Source organism: Paenibacillus sp. GM2 (assembly GCF_900069005.2).
Lineage (GTDB): Bacteria > Bacillota > Bacilli > Paenibacillales > Paenibacillaceae > Fontibacillus.
In genome coordinates this window covers 564,477-580,116 of record NZ_LN831279.1, presented here as the reverse complement: position 1 = coordinate 580,116, position 15,640 = coordinate 564,477, and the positions used below count along the sequence as shown (strand labels likewise).

18 protein-coding genes are annotated in these 15,640 nt (G+C 47.9%); 5 read left to right on the top strand and 13 right to left on the bottom strand.

The features are described 5' to 3' along the window. Positions 1–421: 421 nt before the first annotated feature. A complete protein-coding gene (corA, locus tag BN1360_RS12430) occupies positions 422–1,357 on the top strand; it encodes a magnesium/cobalt transporter CorA (protein ID WP_068780165.1) in 936 nt (311 codons plus the stop codon). Positions 1,358–1,614: 257 nt separating this feature from the next. Here the strand turns inward: corA and BN1360_RS12425 are convergent, their stop codons facing one another. Next, a complete protein-coding gene (locus BN1360_RS12425) occupies positions 1,615–2,619 on the bottom strand; it encodes an HRDC domain-containing protein (protein ID WP_068780164.1) in 1,005 nt (334 codons plus the stop codon). 228 nt (positions 2,620–2,847) lie between these two features. On the opposite strand from BN1360_RS12425, the gene BN1360_RS12420 reads away from it, so the two are divergent. Further along, the gene (locus BN1360_RS12420) at positions 2,848–3,147 is read left to right on the top strand and encodes a DUF3055 domain-containing protein (RefSeq protein ID WP_068780163.1); all 300 of its coding nucleotides are present in this window, start codon (positions 2,848–2,850) and stop codon (positions 3,145–3,147) included. A gap of 92 nt (positions 3,148–3,239) precedes the next feature. On the opposite strand, the gene BN1360_RS12415 is transcribed toward BN1360_RS12420, so the two are convergent. From BN1360_RS12415 to BN1360_RS12370, 10 genes are all read right to left on the bottom strand, one after another. Then, positions 3,240–3,404: a hypothetical protein gene (locus tag BN1360_RS12415; protein WP_195714259.1), complete on the bottom strand. Its 165-nt coding sequence runs from the start codon at positions 3,402–3,404 to the stop codon at positions 3,240–3,242. Between the two features lie 51 nt (positions 3,405–3,455). Beyond that, positions 3,456–4,346: a 5'-3' exonuclease gene (locus BN1360_RS12410; protein WP_195714316.1), complete on the bottom strand. Its 891-nt coding sequence runs from the start codon at positions 4,344–4,346 to the stop codon at positions 3,456–3,458. A gap of 25 nt (positions 4,347–4,371) precedes the next feature. After that, the gene (locus tag BN1360_RS12405; RefSeq protein ID WP_068780161.1) at positions 4,372–4,737 is read right to left on the bottom strand and encodes an arsenate reductase family protein; all 366 of its coding nucleotides are present in this window, start codon (positions 4,735–4,737) and stop codon (positions 4,372–4,374) included. A gap of 57 nt (positions 4,738–4,794) precedes the next feature. Next, the gene (locus BN1360_RS12400; RefSeq protein WP_068780160.1) at positions 4,795–5,760 is read right to left on the bottom strand and encodes an RluA family pseudouridine synthase; all 966 of its coding nucleotides are present in this window, start codon (positions 5,758–5,760) and stop codon (positions 4,795–4,797) included. Continuing rightward, positions 5,757–6,326 (bottom strand): cob(I)yrinic acid a,c-diamide adenosyltransferase, encoded by a 570-nt coding sequence (locus tag BN1360_RS12395; protein WP_068780159.1) that lies wholly within the window; start codon positions 6,324–6,326, stop codon positions 5,757–5,759. The genes BN1360_RS12400 and BN1360_RS12395 overlap by 4 nt, the downstream gene beginning before the upstream one ends. A 190-nt stretch (positions 6,327–6,516) precedes the next feature. Further along, positions 6,517–6,753, bottom strand: coding sequence for an aspartyl-phosphate phosphatase Spo0E family protein (locus BN1360_RS12390; protein WP_148466569.1), 237 nt, complete (start codon positions 6,751–6,753; stop codon positions 6,517–6,519). Positions 6,754–6,930: 177 nt separating this feature from the next. After that, complete coding sequence (locus BN1360_RS12385) at positions 6,931–8,139, bottom strand: aminotransferase class I/II-fold pyridoxal phosphate-dependent enzyme (RefSeq protein ID WP_068780157.1); 1,209 nt, start codon at positions 8,137–8,139, stop codon at positions 6,931–6,933. Between the two features lie 13 nt (positions 8,140–8,152). Continuing rightward, positions 8,153–8,653, bottom strand: a complete 501-nt coding sequence (locus BN1360_RS12380) for an Lrp/AsnC family transcriptional regulator (protein WP_068780156.1) — start codon at positions 8,651–8,653, stop codon at positions 8,153–8,155. Positions 8,654–8,875: 222 nt separating this feature from the next. Further along, positions 8,876–9,274, bottom strand: coding sequence for a spore coat protein (locus BN1360_RS12375; protein WP_068780155.1), 399 nt, complete (start codon positions 9,272–9,274; stop codon positions 8,876–8,878). Positions 9,275–9,315: 41 nt separating this feature from the next. Then, a complete protein-coding gene (locus BN1360_RS12370; protein WP_068780154.1) occupies positions 9,316–9,549 on the bottom strand; it encodes a hypothetical protein in 234 nt (77 codons plus the stop codon). 513 nt (positions 9,550–10,062) lie between these two features. On the opposite strand from BN1360_RS12370, the gene BN1360_RS12365 reads away from it, so the two are divergent. Further along, entirely contained in the window at positions 10,063–11,292 is a 1,230-nt protein-coding gene (locus BN1360_RS12365; RefSeq protein WP_068780153.1) for an NAD(P)/FAD-dependent oxidoreductase, read from the top strand. A 92-nt stretch (positions 11,293–11,384) separates the two neighbouring features. Here BN1360_RS12365 and BN1360_RS12360 read toward each other — a convergent pair whose 3' ends face one another. Further along, positions 11,385–11,912, bottom strand: a complete 528-nt coding sequence (locus BN1360_RS12360) for a hypothetical protein (RefSeq protein ID WP_068780152.1) — start codon at positions 11,910–11,912, stop codon at positions 11,385–11,387. 206 nt (positions 11,913–12,118) lie between these two features. After that, positions 12,119–14,482 carry an endonuclease MutS2 gene (locus BN1360_RS12355; protein WP_068780151.1) on the bottom strand — a complete coding sequence of 788 codons (2,364 nt, stop codon included), beginning with the start codon at positions 14,480–14,482 and terminating at the stop codon, positions 12,119–12,121. Positions 14,483–14,646: 164 nt separating this feature from the next. On the opposite strand from BN1360_RS12355, the gene BN1360_RS12350 reads away from it, so the two are divergent. Both BN1360_RS12350 and BN1360_RS12345 read left to right on the top strand, forming a co-directional pair. Further along, positions 14,647–15,009 carry a phage holin family protein gene (locus BN1360_RS12350; RefSeq protein ID WP_068780150.1) on the top strand — a complete coding sequence of 121 codons (363 nt, stop codon included), beginning with the start codon at positions 14,647–14,649 and terminating at the stop codon, positions 15,007–15,009. A gap of 234 nt (positions 15,010–15,243) precedes the next feature. Further along, on the top strand, positions 15,244–15,615 hold the full coding sequence (locus BN1360_RS12345) for a cupredoxin domain-containing protein (RefSeq protein ID WP_068780149.1): 372 nt from the start codon (positions 15,244–15,246) through the stop codon (positions 15,613–15,615). Positions 15,616–15,640: the final 25 nt, after the last annotated feature.

Genomic DNA, 15,640 nt, shown 5'->3' with positions numbered 1-15,640 from the left:
TTGTATTCTGTTGTTTTAAATTTGAATTTACTGATCTTATTATACATCATTTCTGCATTTTCACAAGACTTTCATTTCTTTCAGTTGATTAAATCACGAACCCCCGCCCTCGGAATGAACTTTGTCTTGAAACATTTGATGGCACAGCGTTATACTAGACAAGTGTTTTAAAATCAGGAACAAAGAGGTGAAAAATCCGAGATGGAAGGCGACCCGAGTCCGCAGAGTTATAGGATACAATCGCATAGGAAAAACGGTCAGCAGGCGACCTGTGGAATTAGCGCGGGCACTTTCTTGTCACGGAGCTTTATGTAGTGGCGCCTCTTTCGCATGTCTGCTCAACTGACGCTGTCTTTTCCTGTGCTCGACCTAAAAGAGAGCTTACCTGACGCAACAGCCAGGAAAAGGGAGTGAACTTAATATGAAAATTCGTCATGTCAAGGAAGGTGTATTCACACCTATAGAAGACGTGGAAATTACGACAACCCCTCCGGAGGAAGGGTTCTATTGGATTGATGCAGATGCCGAGGATCTCGCTCTGCTTCAGCCCCTGTTCTCTTTGCATGATCTGGCAGTGGAAGACTGCCTGTCTGAAGAAGAACAGCGGCCAAAGATTGAAACCTATGAGAATCACTATTTCATCGTTGTGAACAGCATCCGTTACGATGATGAGGAAATTTTCCTGCGTGCACTGAACGTGTTTCTTGGACGGCATTATATCATTACAGTTACCAAGCAGAAAATCAATGAACTTCGCGCGGTCAAGCCGCTTCTATGGGAGCAGGAGGTCAGTTCGCCAGACTGGTTCCTCTATCTGCTGATCGACCTTGTCGTTGATAACTACTTTACCGTTGGCGACCGGATCGAAGTGAAGATTGAAAATTTGGAAGAAGATATACTGATGCATACAAAACGTTCGCACCTGAATGAAATTATCGGTCTGCGAAGCGAAATACTATGGCTGAAGAAAGTGCTTGGCCCGCAAAAAGAAGTTATCAACATTTTAAATAAAAAAGATTTGCGGCTGATCGATGATCAATTGCAAAAATACTTTAGCGACATCTATGAGAACGCGGTAAAAATCGCTGAAAACTTCGATACGTTCCGCGAACTGGTCGGAAACTTAAGAGAAGCCTACCAGGCTTCAATCGCCAATCGGGCGAACGAAATCATGCGCGTGTTTACGGCAATTACGACGATCTTTATTCCCTTAACCCTGATAACGGGGATTTACGGAATGAACTTTGACAATATGCCTGAGCTGCATTGGAAATACAGCTACTATGTTGTACTTGGCATCATGGCCGTGCTTGGGGCCGGGATGTTCTATCTCTTCCGCAAGCGGGACTGGATTTGAACAGATAGCGAGGAATATTCACCAACGGGTTTTCCCTTGATGAATATTCCTCGTTTTTTTGAGAGGTAGTCCAAAAAGCACCCTTAAATAAGCAAGCCTGATCGAAGCCCTTCGAAGATGAGCGGCCGCGATTAAAAGATAGATTTCTTGTGATCTGGAATTATATCAGCTTCCGCTGATAACGTGCAGATTCTATAGCGCTCATCCACCTTCTCGCTGCTGAAAGTCTGACTTTTTGCACTCGACTATAGGTCAAATCACACCGCTCTTTGAACCGAACCCGCATTGCGTCTGAAAGAGAGACGAATCAGTCTCAGACGCTCATACAGTTGGTCCACTTGTTCATCCTCTGCCGCCTCTGCTCCAAATACACGCAATAACACCGGCTTAAGGAGATGATCCCCCAGCTCTTCGAACGCTTGCCATGCTGCCGATTGCTCTTGCTCGGGCATATTCTGAAGCTCCAGCTTAATCAGCTCATCCATCTGATAACCGTCCTTCTCCAAATTCTCCAGCAGCTCTAACGCCTCCCTGCGTTCGAGTCCGCTATGAATACAGATATCGTTGAGATCCTGTCCATCTGCCAAACATTCCAGCACTTTGCGACGCAGACTGAACTTCTCCATTTCAGCGCGGTATTTAGCCTCCTTCTGCTTGTACACCCAGGACCGGAATATTTCGTCGTCGATCCTCTCCTCCACCCAATCAAGCGGAAAGGCTCTAGGTTGTTCACGAACGTTCGACAGCTCTAGTAGTTCGGCCCCATACTCATTCGCCTTATTCTCGCCAACACCAGGAAGCTGCAGCAATTCCTCCTTGCTATGCGGACAAAATACACTAATCAGCTTAAGCAGACGATTGCTGGCGATCAAATAAGGGGCTTTGCGTTCCATGGACGCCTTCCTTCTACGCCAAGAGGCCAGTTCAGTATAAAATTCCTCGTTGGGGTGCAGCTCACTATAACAGATCAGCCTCTGTGCGGCCATTCCCCGACCGTGCGCAAGATCCTGCTCATCCCATATGCCATCGATTATCGGCCTGAAGCCTTCACTCAGCTTGGCTGCCAGACGATGACGATACACGAGCAGCATTTCCGACCACGATGCCCCTTCGAACCAGATCGTCTCCTTCTGCCCCTCCTGCTCCAGCTCATTCCAGCCCATATGCCATACACCCTCATTTTCACCAATCCAAATCTGCGCCTCAACCGTCCTGTCCTCCTGGTTTTTTCTCTCCAAGCTGTTCAAAAATACGATCCGCATCCTTCAATTTCGCCTCCTCAATGTTTTCAGCAACACGGCAGGGTGCTTACAACGACAAAAAACACCTCCCCTGCTAATAGCAAGAGAGGTGCTTCCCCTAGACGTATACTGTTATTCCTAATTGTACCATTTTTCAAAGCGCTGTCAACGAGGAATGCTGTTTTCCCACAAATGCCGTTTTTTCAGATATAATGACAAAAGACATTGCATTTTAAGGAGGGCTATACTATGACTGGCTCAAATGATCTTGATTTCTTATCCGACAGTACAGAGAGCACTTCAACAAGATTTGTAACCTTCATCGGGCATTCATTGAAGCGCTTTGATCTTGCTGTAACGACGACAAACCGCTTCTACGGCAAGAAGCTTGTCACCGATTTGCAAAATGGGCGTACAGCCATCCTGGGTACCGACGACCTCGAAGAGGAAGGCTACCTTGAGCATATCTTCTCACTGGAAGAACAAGAAGGCGAGGAAATGCGCAGCTTCCTATATCAAGTCGTAGGAGACCCTTACTTTACGGATTAAACAGCCAACCAACGTCACAATAAATAATAGAGGCCCCCATTCACTGTGAACGGGGGCTGGTGACTGTTAGCAATGCGAAAGAGATTAATATCTTAAGGCCTGCCCATAGCCAAGCCGAGTTTCGTATCCCCGGATTCGACCGCCATATAAATCACCGCCAGCAGCATCTTCGTTCTGCCGGGTATATGGCTGGCGGTCATCAAGTGTGGCTCGAATTCTCCTAGTGCCCTGGCAAATCCAATTACGCATGCTGTCATGAGTGAACGACAAGCCAGCGGAAATTTCCACAAGCCATAACAGCTGTTTGTCTATCTGGCTACCGCCAATCCCATCCATGAAGAGACGCTCGCCATTTCGAGCTCTTCAAATTTGGATACAACCAGCGCCGGGTTCAACTCGAAGCAGCACCCCTCCAGCGTACACTCCAATTCTATGTCACAACGGATCTCGGCAAGCTGCCTGGAGAGATGAAGCATCTCCAGATCATTCTCGATTTTCGTACGAACCGACGTGGACAACCCCTCCAGATTGGCCAAAATACCGTCCACAGAGCCATATTCCTGGACCAGCTTCATCGCAGTCTTTTCGCCGATCCCGCGAACCCCCGGATAATTGTCGCTTGGGTCGCCCATTAAACCTTTTACATCGATAATCTGCGCCGGTCTTAGCTGCTTCTCCTCCATCAGACTTTCCGGCGTATATACCATATAATTGCCATGACCTTTTTTCATAATGATTACGCTGATTCGGTCAGTCACCAACTGAAGCATGTCATGATCACCGGTCAGGACGAACACATCCATATCCTCGCTGAATTTGACGGACAGCGATCCGATGCAATCATCCGCCTCAAACCCAGGCGAACTGACATTAGGAATCCCCAAGCTATCCATTACTTCACGAATCACACTGAACTGTGGAATCAGGTCATCAGGGGCGTCCGAGCGATTGCCTTTGTAGGCCGAGAATTGCTCGGTGCGAAAAGTCTTACTGCCTAGGTCCCAGCAGCAGGCAATGTGGGTTGGCCCAAACTTCTGCACAGCATCCCAGAAATAACGCATAAATCCATAGACAGCATTGGTAGGCAGACCTTCCTTGGTGCGCCGGATATATCCGGTTGCCGCTGAAGCATAAAAAGCCCTGAACATCAATGCCATCCCATCAACCAATAATAAACGTTGTTTTGTTTGTTCCATAATCGTAAATAAGCTCCCCTATTAAAATCTACTTGTCTCCCCATGACTGCTCATAGCTATCCTCTTTAAAGCCTACGGTAACCTTATGTCCGTCCGTCACAAGCGGCCGCTTAATCAGCATCCCATTAGAGACAAGCAACTGGATCGCCTCTTCGCGCGACAAACCCGGCAGCTTGTCCTTAAGTCCCAGTTCTTTATATACCTCACCGCTCGTATTAAAGAACTTCTTAAGCTCAAGCCCGCTGCGGTCGATCATCTCTGACAATTGTTCACTTGATGGAGTTGTCTCCTTCAAATTGTGCAGTTCCAAATGATGACCCCGCTCCTCCAACCATTTAACCGCTTTGCGGCATGTACCGCATTTAGGGTAATGATAAACTGTAAGTGTACTCATAAATATAGTTCCTCTCTAAAACATATTCGACATCGAAATGAATTCAGCCGGCCGATCTTAAGCAAACGCTTGCGATGTCAGCCTGTTCTGCAAATAAGCCATATCTGCGGGCAGCGGTGCAGTGAACATCATTTGCTCACCTGTTAACGGATGGATCAACCCCAGTTCAGCAGCATGGAGCGCCTGCCGGTCAATCAGAGCATCCAGCGCCTGCATGCTTGTCCGCTCCTGCTCATCCAGCTGGTCGTAACCCAAATGGCGGTACATTTTGTCGCCAATCAGCGGGTGACCGATTGAGGTCATATGAACGCGGATTTGATGTGTTCTCCCCGTCTCCAGCCCAAGCTCTACCAGAGCTCCTTGTCCATAGCAAGCCTTTACCTCATAATGAGTTAATGCAGGGTATCCATCCGCGGTTACGATGCGGCGATGCGGCTCCTGAGGATCACGATCGATCGGACCGTCAATCGAGGCGCTCGCAGGCTGCGGACAACCGTGAACGAGAGCGATGTACTTCTTGGAAACTTGTCCCGCTATAAGCTGCTCGGAAATATGCTGGTGGATATAGGCGTTTTTGGCGATTGCAATAATCCCGCTCGTCTCCTGATCCAGACGATGGATCGGACGAAACCGATACTTCTCGCCTTTGGCTTCCCAGTAGTGCACAACTCCGTTGGCTAGCGTGTTCACATAATGACCATGTGTTGGATGAACAATAATCCCCGGTTCCTTGTTGACGATCAGCAGTGCTTTATCCTCATACACAATATCGAATGAAATCGGCTGGGGCAAAATATCCTCCGACATCTCCTGCTCCAAGGAGATGGATACGATATCCCCCGCTCTTACCGGCATGCTGATATATATTCGTTCCCCGTTCAGCATTACACCGCGTTCCGTCAACTTGATCCGTGACAGCAGCTTCCGCGATACGCCTAAGCGCCGCTGCAATACCGTCTTCACCAGCCAACCTTCTTCCAGCTCTGTTACTTGATAAGTAATCGGTTCATAGTAGTCTGTCATGATTTATTGCCGAACACCTTCCGACTGCGCATATATTCTACATCGGGAACTGCCAGACGCGCGTTGGCTGTCCTGGCCACCGTGAAGAAGAAATCAGATAACCTATTGATATATTTCAAAGCTTCCTCGTTAATGTCCGTCTTATGGCTCAGGGTTACTACGCGGCGTTCAGCACGGCGGCAGACGGTACGACAGACGTGAAGAACAGCGGCCAATTGGCAACCGCCAGGCAGAATGAAACGCTCAAGCTTAGGATTTTCCTGTTCATAGCGGTCTACCCACTGCTCCAATCTCTCCCATAGCTCGGACGTTACTTTATATTTGCTCTCTTTGATCTTGACGTAGGCCAGATCGGAGCCGCAATCGAACAACTCTTGTTGAATTTGCAGCAAATCCTCGCGCAGGTCGGCAAATTTCTCTCCTTCCGCAAGGCTCGCGGCCTGCCCAACAAAAGAGTTCAATTCATCTATCGTGCCGTAAGCTTCCACTCTCTCATCATCTTTATATACTCTTCCGCCGATCACTGAGGTCTGCCCCTGATCACCAGTACGTGTGTAAATCGCCATTAGAAAAACTCCCCCTATCCTTAGAACTCGATATTTCCAATATACCATAAAACAGTGCTGAGGGCTTTTCCAGATGATTACTAGACCATTTCAGCCTTCATGCATTTTTTCGACGACCCATATCACATAAAAAAAGAAGATCTGTAAAAGATCTTCTTCCATCGACTGACTCTGTCAGGCCATTAATTGATTATTGTCTTTTGCTTCGCTTCTTCATAAATTCATTAATCTTCAGATCCAGCAAACGACTGATTTCGATTACAATATCCGAGGTAAAAGACTTCTCTTGCAAGAACATCTTTTCCATTCTATTACGAAGTATATGAATTTCATCCTCCAAGGTCACTGCTTGTGGTGAAGTATTACGGCTCGCTTCTACCATCCACTTGTTTGATTCATTGTCTTCAGCGATCAATAGCCCCGCCATATCATATACTAGATTGTATTCACCACAACCCAAAAGTTATCCCTCCCTGAGAAACTATAACCTTCCTCCGAAAACATATTATACCATATTAATTGGACAATGATCAATTAATAAATGAAAGAAATGTTAAATAGAACCATTTTCCCGGGTGAATAGTTGATGGGCACAGCCCCAGTCCTAGCCTTGCTTCAGTTTATGGACGAATTGGCCCATTCGGTGCAGCGCTTCATTAAGTTGACTGACCGATGTCGCATAGGAACAACGTAGGAAGCCTTCGCCGCCACCGCCAAAGGCGTTGCCAGGGACCGCTGCTACCTTGGCTTCCATAAGCAATCTCTGCGAGAATTCCTCGGAGCTAAGTCCAGTCGATTGGATGCTTGGGAAGGCGTAGAATGCCCCTTGAGGATCATGGCAGGATAAGCCGATATCCCGCAAGCCCTGTACGATCAGGCGTCTTCTCTGGTTATACGATTCTACCATATGATCCTTCTCCCCAAGGCCGTTCTTCAGAGCCTCGAGCGCAGCCACTTGACCCATCACTGGAGCGCACATCACGGTATATTGATGGATCTTCAGCATTGCGTAGATAAGGTCAGGATGTCCGCATACATATCCCATGCGCCAGCCTGTCATGGCAAAAGCCTTTGAGAAGCCGTTAACGAGCAAGGTACGGTCCTTCATGCCAGGGATCGATGCGAAGCTGACATGCTTGTGGTCGTAGGTCAATTCCGAATAGATCTCGTCCGCGATCACAATCAGATCATTATCTTCCACCACTTTGGCAATCGGCAGCCAATCCTCATAGGTCATAATACCACCTGTCGGATTGCTCGGATAATTTAAAATTAATATCTTGGACTTCGGCGTAATCTTTGCTTGAAGATGCTCGGCCTTCAGCTTAAAGCTGTCCTTGGCAAAGGTCTCAACCTCTACCGGGACTCCTCCGCCAATTGAAGTAATCGGGGAATAAGAAATATAGCACGGAACCGGCACAAGAACCTCATCCCCCGGCTCGATCAAAGCTCTAAGAGCAAGATCAATCGCTTCGCTCCCGCCCACCGTTACGATCATTTCCTCTTTGGGATCGTATTTCAGATCATAGCTATTATATAGGTACTCTGCAATGGCCTCGCGAAGCTCAGGCATGCCTGCATTGGAGGTGTAGCTCGTAAACCCGCGCTCCAGCGAATATACGCATGCTTCTCTCACATGCCAGGGAGTTATAAAATCCGGTTCACCGACGCCTAGAGTAATAATATCCTTATTTCCACTCACCAAATCAAAAAAACGACGAATACCCGAAGGCTGTATCTCCCTAACGACGGGAGACAGATAAGATGTCATCGATTTGCTATTGTTCTCTACATCCTGTGAATTTACACTCATATTATTACTTCCTTTACGGGGATATCAAAAGCCTGCGATCCTCTTCCGGATCTTCGAAAATAATGCCGTCCTGCTTATATTTCTTCAAAATAAAATGCGTCTTGGTAGACAGTACGGACTCAAGTGTAGACAACTTGTCGGATACGAAGCTTGCCACTTCTTTCAGGTTTCGGCCTTCCACCTCAACCAACAGATCATATGCGCCGGACATTAAGTAGACACTCATTACTTGCGGGAACAAATAAATACGCTCGGCGATCGTCTCAAATCCTCTTCCGCGCTCCGGCGTAATTTGCACTTCGATTAACGCCGTTACCTTCTCATCGTCCAGCTTGCTGGAATTAACCACCGTAGCGTACTTTACGATCACGTTATCCTCTTCCAGTTCCGCAATCGCCTCCGCTATCTCCTCAGAAGTCACGCCGAGCAATGTCGCCAGCAAATCTGGGTCACGCCTTGCGTCCTCTTTCAGAAGATCCAGCACTTTCAGCTTAAGCTCGCTTATTTGTCTCATCCTTCATCCTCCAGCGCTGTTCCGGCAAATGCCAGGGCGGTAGATCGTAAGCCTGCTCCACGCGCCGCCTGCCGAAAACTAAATTTAATACTAATATTACATGAATTTCATGCATCTGCAAACAAAAACCGCCCGCCATAGGGAGGAGTTCTCCCCTGGACGGACGGTCGCTGAACTATAGCCGGAAAATTAAACTCATCGTTTCTCCAGCCGCTTGAACGGTTAGGTTAAGTATGGATTCTGTACGTTTGAATTGTGGTTTTGCACATTGCTCTGATGGTAGAAAGCATCGGATTGCATCCCGTGCTGCTGGCTCATCTGATGGGCCTGCTGGTGATCCTGCTGCGCGGTCTGAATCTCTTTATCAATCATTTGACGCGGTGCTGGAGAAGGCGCGGTATACATTTGATTCTGCTCCATCACCTGAAATAATTCACCCTGTAAACGCAGCGTGCTGTTAGTCAGATCCGTGAACATGCGTCTGACAACAGGACAGGCCGATTCTGTCGTAGCGGTTGTGTATTCGCGCACCGTTCTCTTCAGATCGGACAGAATAACATTCAGGTAATCGGACTCGTTCAACATTTGTTGACCCTGTGATTGATTCTGTTGTTGATTCATTATTCCTATCCTCCTAGATGTTTTAATCAAAGAATTGTGGGTTAATGACTTTGTGTCGGTGCCATTGACTGGTGCTGCTTCAGCATTTCAATCATCTGATGCGTATGCTGCTCATGAACCTGCAGATGCTGATCTATGACCTGGCTGATCTGCGCGTTGGCCGATACACTTCTTGCTGTCGCACAAAGCTTGATAAGCATATTCTCATTCGACAATGAATCGGCGATGTAATCCAATTCCTTGCCTGAGAGAGGCTTCATTTGCATATTGTTCATGCCTATTCCTCCTGATTTTTGATTCATTTCTTGCCTATTATGCTCCCGCAAGTGATTTTTTATGATGTCTCTAATTGGACATACTAACGACATTCTCGTGAACAACCGAGAACTTTTTGAATTTCTTATTTTAATTCGTATTCAAAAAGTCCGGTTTTCAGCTCCAAGAAGGTTGGATGAAGCCAGGGACTGAGGAGCGGAGCGTACGTTGTGGGTACGTGAGCACCGGAAGGACCGGCTGAATTCAAGATTCGATGTCGACTTACTTCTCGATTCACCTCGAGATCAAAAGCAAACTTTTTGAATTTCCTCATTCAAATAAGATTCAAAAAGTTCGGTTTTCAGCTCCAAGAAGATTGGATGAAGCCAGGGACTGAGGAGCGGAGCGTACGTTGTGGGTACGTGAGCACCGGAAGGACCGGCTGAATTCAAGATTCGATGTCGACTTACTTCTCGATTCACCTCGAGATCAAAAGCAAACTTTTTGAATTTCCTTTAAAGGAGTGGCTTAATTTGAAGCTGCATTCCGGTCATTACTACTGGCCCACCGTATCCCCCAAACCAAACAAATACCCTATCCTAAACACGGATATTTCCTGCGATGTTTTGGTTGTCGGAGGCGGGATGGGCGGGGCAATCACTGCATTTCTTTTAACCCAGAAGAATATCGACACTGTGCTGGTTGAAAGTCATCAAATTGCATCCGGCAGCTCCCTGGCAAATACAGGCTTACTTCAATTCTCCAATGACAAGACCTTAACCTCACTGATTCATACGTTTGGGGAGCAGGAAGCCGTGCATTTCTATCAACTCTGCCGTGATGCAATTCAGCATTTAATCCGTCTTAGTCAGGATTTTCCCGAGGAAGCACGCCTGCTTACCCGTGGGAGCTTATATTTCGCCAGCACGCCTGAGGATGTCGATATGCTCCGAGAGGAGCATATAACCTTGCAGCGCTATGGTTTTGATGCATCGTGGTGGGAGGAAGACCAAATCTCAACCCACTTCCCCTTCAAAAAGCCAGCTGCTATCTATACCAAAGGGGACGCTGAGGTTAATCCTTACGCCTTTGTTCATAGCCTGATCGAACTTTCAGCCCGGGAGGGAGCGAGGATCTATGAAGAATCTGCTATTAGCGGCTGCGAATTTACTCAAGACCGGGTGATCTGTCGCTGCGGACAGTCACAGATCACTGCCAAGCATGTTATTTTTGCAACCGGATATGAAACACAGCAATACAAACGCGAGAAAGGTGCAGAATTAACAAGCTCCTATGTCATCGTTACTGAACCGCTTAAGGACTTCCGGGATTGGTATGAACAATGCCTGATCTGGGAAACAGCCCGCCCATATTACTATCTGCGAACTACCCGGGACGGAAGAATTATTGCCGGAGGCTTGGATGAACTTTTACCTGGAGGCAAGCTGGTGGAAGCACGGTATCTAGCCAAGAGCAAACAGCTGCTTGATTATGTACATCAAATGTTCCCGCGGTCCGCTGCAATCCAAGCAGAGTATAGATGGGGCGCAGTGTTCGGGCATACTCATGACGGGCTTCCTTATATCGGAACCCACCCTGATTATCCGCATTGTTATTTTCTTGAAGGATACGGCGGCAACGGTACGGTATGCAGCACGATTGCCGCGGAGATGATTACGGATATCCTCAGCGGAATTGAACGGCCGGACATGCAGTTATTCTCTCTAACGCGCACCTCCCGCCCTACTCCTGAACACCATTAGATTCCGAATGGTATTCTGCTAAGAGTTACTACAAATAAAAAAGAACCTTCAATTCCGATCAACGGAAATGAAGGTTCTACTTAAGTCTGCTCTTATTCTTCTTCAGTAACAGTACGGATGAGATGCATCCTCTCATCCTCTGTCAAGAAATGACTCACATGAAAACAGGCTGAGCAAATATAAATATCCAGCTTCGCTGCCTTCTGCACTAAAGGCTTCGAAAGACCGGTCGGAATTGCAGGTACGAAGCTGTCCGGCAAGGGTTGGCTGCCGGCAAATAACATGTACTCACGGCAATGAGGGCACTCAGGGACCTCTTCCTGTCCATCCAGTACTTTCTCCACTCCGGAGTCATAAGCCAACAAATCTCCGCCTGCCTTGGCAAAGGTCTCTACTCTACGAATCGCATCGAGATGTCCGCTCTCTTCATGTTCCCAGAAAACCTTCTGATCCTCATCCCCGTCGTATTCGTTCTCTTCCTCCTCAATCTCATCGATTCCGATATTCAAAGTCCGGTATCCCTTCAACTCATTGTTGCAATAGGGGCAGTACTCCTCGGGCCCTATTTCTTCATCCCAGACAATTTCTGTCTGGCACCATGGACAAATCGTGGTCTCCATTGTTCCCATCCTTTCGTTATATAAAGATTATCAGAAAATCCCTTGAACGCTTGATTTTAGAAACATGCACTTCAATGCGAGTTACGCCACCCAGAGATAAATAATTCCAGCGACAATAAAGCATACGGCGGCTGCGAATAAAACCCTGACCAGTTTCTTCAGCATGATCTTACTCCCCCTACATGGATCTATTCGTTCCAAACGAATTATTTAAGCTCCGCCACCGTAACTCCTGTGCCGCCTTCTCCGTAATTTCCAAGACGGTAGCTCTTGATATGCTTATGTTTGCGCAGATAGTCGGATATTCCGCTGCGCAGAATACCGGTACCTTTACCGTGGATGATGTAGATTTGCCCCAGATTGCTCAGGTAAGCCTCATCAATAAAGCGATCCACCTCAATCAACGCCTCTTCCAAATTCGCTCCACGCAGATCCAGCTCTGTCCGCACATGCTCGTCCCGCGTACGCTTCACATTAGCCGCGGTTCGTTGAACCGGCTTCGTAACGGGAGCTGAACCAATCAGCTCGAGGTCATCAAGCGCAACCTTCATCTTCATAATTCCCAGCTGAACAAGTGCTTCCTTGTCGCCGGACAGCTCGACAACATGCCCCTTCTGGTTCAGACTATGCACTTTCACTTCATCCCCAGGCTGGATCGAACGTTTTGGCTTGGCAACTTTAGGAGCAACAGACTTCTTGCGCATCGCCGGCTCAGCATCGTCAAGCTGCTTGCGGGCAGCGATCAGCTTATGCTCCTTCACCGAGGCCCCTTCTTCCATGGCAAGCAAGCGCAGCTCATCGATAATCTTCTCCGCTTCGCTGCGAGCCTTAGCGATAATCGCTCTCGCATCCTCATTTGCCTTCTCCAGATAACGTTCCTTCTGCTGCTCCAGCTTTTCCAGCTCGGCTTCATGCTTGCCGCGCAGGCTTTCCAAATCCTTGCGCAGTTTCTCAGCGTTCTCACGCTCTTGCTCCGCAATATTCCGATTCTCTTCGAGCTTGGCAATCATATTCTCCACCCGCAGGTCTTCTTCCTTAACTTCGCCCCGGGCAAATTCAAGAATCGGAGCCGGAAGCCCAAGCCGCTCAGCTATTGCAAATGCATTGCTTCGGCCAGGCACACCTACCAGCAAGCGATAGGTTGGGCTAAGTGTATTGATATCAAACTCCATGCTGGCGTTGATGACACCCTTACGTTCGTAGGCATAAGCCTTAAGCTCGCTATAGTGTGTTGTGGCCACCATTCTGCAGCCGAGCGAATGTATATGCTCCAATATTGCGATCGCCAGTGCCGAGCCTTCGGCAGGATCTGTCCCCGCCCCAACCTCATCGAGTAGAACAAGGCTCTTCGGCGTCATATTTTTCAAAATGGAGATGATGTTCGTCATATGACTGGAGAAGGTACTCAGGCTCTGCTCTATACTCTGCTCATCGCCGATATCCGCATAGATTGCATCAAATACGCATAATTGACAGCCTTCTTCTACCGGAACGAACAACCCGGACATTGCCATCAAGCTGAGCAGGCCGATCGTCTTCAACGTAACCGTCTTACCGCCGGTGTTCGGGCCGGTGACGATAATCGTCGAGAAGTGATTGCCAAGCTCAACATCAATCGGAACAACCTTGTCGATCGAAATGAGCGGGTGCCGTCCTCTCCGCAGCTTAATGAAGCCGCGGTCATTCATTCGCGGCAGCGTGGCCTTCATCTCGCGGGCCAGACGTGCCTTGGCGAACATAAAATCAAGCTGGGCCAGAATATCGATGTCATATAACAGCAGCTCCGCCTGCTCACCGACAAGCGCGGTTAGCTTCTGCAGAATAACCTCGATTTCCCGCTCCTCGCGCAGCTTCGTCTCGCGCAGCTTATTATTTAACGCAACAATCGACTCCGGTTCAATAAACAGGGTTGCCCCTGAGCCGGACTGGTCGTGTACGATTCCACCGAAATGCGAGCGGTATTCCGCTTTAACCGGGATAACAAAGCGATCGCCGCGAATTGTAACGATCTGGTCTTGCAGCATCTTCGACACCGTCGACGAACGGATCATCGAATCCAGCTTCTCGCGGATCCGCACTTCACCACCGCGCAGTTCACGGCGAATTTGCGATAACTCCGCACTTGCCGAGTCTATAATCTCCGCACTGTCATCCACGCAGCGTTTGATCGCATCCTCTAACGGCTTCTGCTCACTCAAGGAATCGCTCAGTGTAAATAAGATTTCCACCGGATTGTCCTCATGCACTGCGGACAGATAGCGTTTGATCCGCCTTGAACCTTCAAGCGTTGTCGCAATTCCCAGCAGTTCATGAGGATTCAGCGTGCCGCCAACGCGGGCTCGTCTCACAGCCGACGTTATATCTACAATTCCCCCGAAGGAAGGATAACCCTTGAGCCGGTCAACCGTAAACGATTCCTCCGTCCCCTGCAGCAGCAATTTCACATCTTCCAAGCGTGTCACCGGCTGTAATTCCTCCGCCATTTGCTTGCCTAGTGAGGTCTGCGTATAACGGGCTAATTGATTTATTATTTTGGGATATTCCATTGTATGCAGTATTTTCTGATCCAAGAAACTTCACAACCTCTCTCGAGCTATGGTTACATTATATCGAAACCGCTCAAATTTCGCTATTTAGCCTTAATTTAAAAATAAAGGCACATAAGAACCGACTTTCATGAACATCATAATATCGAGTTGCCACATGTATTTCATTAAAAAAGGAGGCAAATACCGTGCATTTTCTTGGGCATGTTGTCCGTTTTATCGTCTCCGCCCTGGTACTGCTGGTTGTGGGCTGGCTCGTTCCACAATTCAGTGTAGGAGGGTTCTGGAGCGCTCTTGTGCTCGCTCTTGTAATTGCCTTATTGGGTTGGGCCATTGAGGGCATATTCGGCAAGAAGGTTACTCCATTTGGACGCGGCATCGTCGGTTTTCTAGCCAGTGCACTCGTGATCTGGCTCGCTCAATTCGTCGTATCCGGAGTCTCCGTGTCTGTAATCGGCGCCTTACTGGCAGCGCTAGTGATCGGGATTATCGACTTGTTCATCCCCGTATCTACGCCCTTTGAGGCAGGCCGAGATAATGGCTCTCGATAAGCTTCTTCATTAAAAGCTACAAGATGCAGCAAGAACTACCCCGTGCCCTAACAACTGGAGGCTTCGGGGTAGTTTTCTATATGGACTCATTTCCCGATGACACGTATATTCGGAAATCTGAAAAATTTGGAAAATGTTCACTAATTATTCATACCGTCCCCCTCTTTTGATTAAAAACCTGCGCTATAATATTCTTAAATTTGTCACAATAATACTATATTGCAGGTGATGATTATGAAGAAAACCATTGCATTTATGGCTACATCTGTGCTACTTCTCGTCTTGGCTGCTTGTGGCAGCGGTTCCAATACCAGTTCTGAAAATAACAACATTACACCGGAAGCCGAGCTCACGATCGAAGCGACTGATTATCAATTTGATCAGCCTGAGTACCATTTGAAGAAGGGCGTCCCGGTGAAGATCACTTTCAAGAGCAAGGAAGGCAATCATGGCATGCTCGTGCCTGGACTCAAGCTGCAGCTAAGCGGCAAAAGCCAGTCCAAGACAATCATCCCACAGGAAGCCGGGGAATTTGAATTGGCCTGCTCCATTATGTGCGGAACCGGACATTCAACCATGATCTCCAAAATTATTGTAGAAGAATAGAATCAGCTGAAGTTAGTCAATAAGC

Excerpts from the sequence above, each read along its gene's own strand:
- corA (WP_068780165.1), top strand. The coding sequence starts at position 422 with ATGAAAATTCGTCATGTCAAGGAAGGTGTATTCACACCTATAGAAGAC.
- BN1360_RS12425 (WP_068780164.1), bottom strand. The coding sequence starts at position 2,619 with ATGCGGATCGTATTTTTGAACAGCTTGGAGAGAAAAAACCAGGAGGAC.
- BN1360_RS12420 (WP_068780163.1), top strand. The coding sequence starts at position 2,848 with ATGACTGGCTCAAATGATCTTGATTTCTTATCCGACAGTACAGAGAGC.
- BN1360_RS12415 (WP_195714259.1), bottom strand. The coding sequence starts at position 3,404 with ATGACAGCATGCGTAATTGGATTTGCCAGGGCACTAGGAGAATTCGAG.
- BN1360_RS12405 (WP_068780161.1), bottom strand. The coding sequence starts at position 4,737 with ATGAGTACACTTACAGTTTATCATTACCCTAAATGCGGTACATGCCGC.
- BN1360_RS12400 (WP_068780160.1), bottom strand. The coding sequence starts at position 5,760 with ATGACAGACTACTATGAACCGATTACTTATCAAGTAACAGAGCTGGAA.
- BN1360_RS12395 (WP_068780159.1), bottom strand. The coding sequence starts at position 6,326 with ATGGCGATTTACACACGTACTGGTGATCAGGGGCAGACCTCAGTGATC.
- BN1360_RS12390 (WP_148466569.1), bottom strand. The coding sequence starts at position 6,753 with ATGGCGGGGCTATTGATCGCTGAAGACAATGAATCAAACAAGTGGATG.
- BN1360_RS12385 (WP_068780157.1), bottom strand. The coding sequence starts at position 8,139 with ATGAGTGTAAATTCACAGGATGTAGAGAACAATAGCAAATCGATGACA.
- BN1360_RS12380 (WP_068780156.1), bottom strand. The coding sequence starts at position 8,653 with ATGAGACAAATAAGCGAGCTTAAGCTGAAAGTGCTGGATCTTCTGAAA.
- BN1360_RS12375 (WP_068780155.1), bottom strand. The coding sequence starts at position 9,274 with ATGAATCAACAACAGAATCAATCACAGGGTCAACAAATGTTGAACGAG.
- BN1360_RS12370 (WP_068780154.1), bottom strand. The coding sequence starts at position 9,549 with ATGAACAATATGCAAATGAAGCCTCTCTCAGGCAAGGAATTGGATTAC.
- BN1360_RS12360 (WP_068780152.1), bottom strand. The coding sequence starts at position 11,912 with ATGGAGACCACGATTTGTCCATGGTGCCAGACAGAAATTGTCTGGGAT.
- BN1360_RS12345 (WP_068780149.1), top strand. The coding sequence starts at position 15,244 with ATGAAGAAAACCATTGCATTTATGGCTACATCTGTGCTACTTCTCGTC.